This window comes from Streptosporangium sp. NPDC023825, assembly GCF_040639575.1.
Lineage (GTDB): Bacteria > Actinomycetota > Actinomycetes > Streptosporangiales > Streptosporangiaceae > Streptosporangium.
In genome coordinates, this window is record NZ_JBFAAE010000147.1 from 1 (window position 1) to 2,048 (window position 2,048).

The window sequence follows — 2,048 nt, forward strand, 5'->3', positions numbered from 1 at the left end:
GCGGGAGTGGCGAACCCCCAGCCGAAGGTCTTGTCCAGGAACGCCCACAGGAAGATCCAGCCCAGGCCGATCCGGGCGATCGCCCAGACGTAGTCGACCGGACGCCTGACGGCCGGTGTGGGAACGGCGTTCATGACCGGCCCGGTGTGAACGTCGTGTCCGTGAGTGGTGGCCATGACGGCTCCCCTTTCCCTGTAGTTCCGTGTAGTTCCGTGGTGTTCAGCGGTCTTTGCGAACACCCTCATCACACCGTTTCCCGACGCCCGGCCACAGTGCCGTACGAACCGCACCCGCGGGACTTTCGACCTTTTCGCGATCGGCGCACGTCCCTTGCACAGCGGCGGCCTACAGCAGCGGCGGGAGGACGAGCAGGTCGTCGGCGCCGTGCTTGAGCCGTGAGGTGACGTCGATGACGCCTTCGAGCCGGCGGATCGCCTGGACGAGCTGAACGACCTGCGAGTGGCGTTCGACCTCGCCGTCGAGCGTCACCACGCCGTTCTCGACGCCGACGCGCACTTCGGATCCGGCGGCGGTCAGGTCGCGGGCGACGGCTTCGGCCTCGGCGCGCAGCTCGGCCTCGGGGCGGTCGAAGACGCGCAGCAGGTCCGCCCGGTGCAGGACGCCGGCCAGGCGGCCGGTGAGCGGGTCGATCACCGGGAGCTGCTGGATCCTCTTGTCGTGCATGAGCCGCGCCGCGTCCCGGACGGGCATGCCCGGAGTGGCGGTGATCGCGGGCGAGGTCATCAAGTTCTTGGCCACGACCGCTGCGGCCTTCTCGTGCTCGCGGCGGCGGCCGGAACTCTCGAAGATCGAGATGCTGTGGCGCACCGCGTCGCTCTCCTTGAGCAGCAGGTCGTCCTGGGAGACCACCCCGACCGGACGGCGGTCGGCGTCGATGACCGTCACCGCGCCCACGGCGAAGCGCCTCATCACGGCCACGATGTCGGCGAAGCCGGCGTCCTGCGGCACCGCGATCGCGGTGCGGCCCATCACGTCGTTCACAGTGATCGACATCTTCTTCTCCTCGGTTTCTGCGAGTCGTTCGAGCGTTCCCGTGATTCGGGCGTCGCCAGGGGCGGACGATCGCCACCCTGCGGTGCGCGTGGTGCGGGCCGTCCTCTCCCATCAGACCTCCGCCGGACAGCCCGCCCCAGGGCCACAGGTCCCGACCTCACCACCTGAGGGCAGGGTCTTTCGGTCCTCACCGTCCCTCACCGTCCCTCACCGTCACGCCGGGTCCCCGGCGGCCGCCGGCGTGACACGCGGGGTCCTTGGTCCCTATCGGCATGCGCCGAAGGGGGCTAACGTGCGGAGCATGATTCGCGTTTTCCTGGTGGACGACCACGAGGTGGTACGGCGCGGTGTCGCCGCGCTGCTCGGCTCCGAGGACGACATCGAGGTGATCGGCGAGGCCGGCACCGCCGAGTCGGCCATCGCCCGCATCCCCGCCCTCAAGCCCGACGTCGCCGTGCTCGACGTCCGCCTGCCCGACGGCAACGGGGTCGACGTGTGCCGTGAGGTCCGCTCCCAGCTGCCTGGCCTGGCGTGCCTGATGCTGACCTCCTACGCCGACGACGACGCGTTGTTCGACGCGGTCATGGCCGGAGCCTCGGGATATGTGCTCAAGCAGATCCACGGCTCGGACCTGGTGGGGGCGGTCCGCACGGTCGCCGCCGGGCAGTCGCTGCTGGATCCGCAGACCACGGCCTCGATGCTGGCGCGCCTGCGCGACCAGGCGGCGAAAAAGGACCCGCTGGCCGCCCTGACGGACCAGGAACGGCAGATCCTGGAGCTGATCGGCGAGGGCCTGACCAACCGGCAGATCGGCGAGCGGATGTTCCTGGCCGAAAAGACGGTCAAGAACTACGTCTCCAACCTGCTGAGCAAGCTCGACATGCAGCGGCGCACCCAGGTCGCGGCCATGGCCGCCCGCCTGAGGGCAGATCGGCGGTAAAGGAGGGGACTTTCGTCCCTGCCCTCCCCAAAGGGCGTACGGGCAGCCTGGAGGGTATGAAGCTCGACTCGGCAGGCCTGCAGATCCTCTCGCG

Annotated in this window: 2 protein-coding genes; one reads left to right on the forward strand and one right to left on the reverse strand. The window is 69.4% G+C overall.

Annotation, left to right across the window (positions count from 1 at the left end; genetic code table 11):
• Window positions 1-345: 345 nt before the first annotated feature.
• A complete protein-coding gene (locus AB0G15_RS43415; RefSeq protein ID WP_362851578.1) occupies window positions 346-1,014 on the reverse strand; it encodes a CBS domain-containing protein in 669 nt (222 codons plus the stop codon).
• 301 nt (window positions 1,015-1,315) lie between these two features.
• On the opposite strand from AB0G15_RS43415, the gene AB0G15_RS43420 reads away from it, so the two are divergent.
• Entirely contained in the window at window positions 1,316-1,954 is a 639-nt protein-coding gene (locus AB0G15_RS43420; protein WP_362851580.1) for a response regulator transcription factor, read from the forward strand.
• Window positions 1,955-2,048 lie beyond the last annotated feature (94 nt).

Excerpts from the sequence above, each read along its gene's own strand:
- AB0G15_RS43420 (WP_362851580.1), top strand. The coding sequence starts at position 1,316 with ATGATTCGCGTTTTCCTGGTGGACGACCACGAGGTGGTACGGCGCGGT.
- AB0G15_RS43415 (WP_362851578.1), bottom strand. The coding sequence starts at position 1,014 with ATGTCGATCACTGTGAACGACGTGATGGGCCGCACCGCGATCGCGGTG.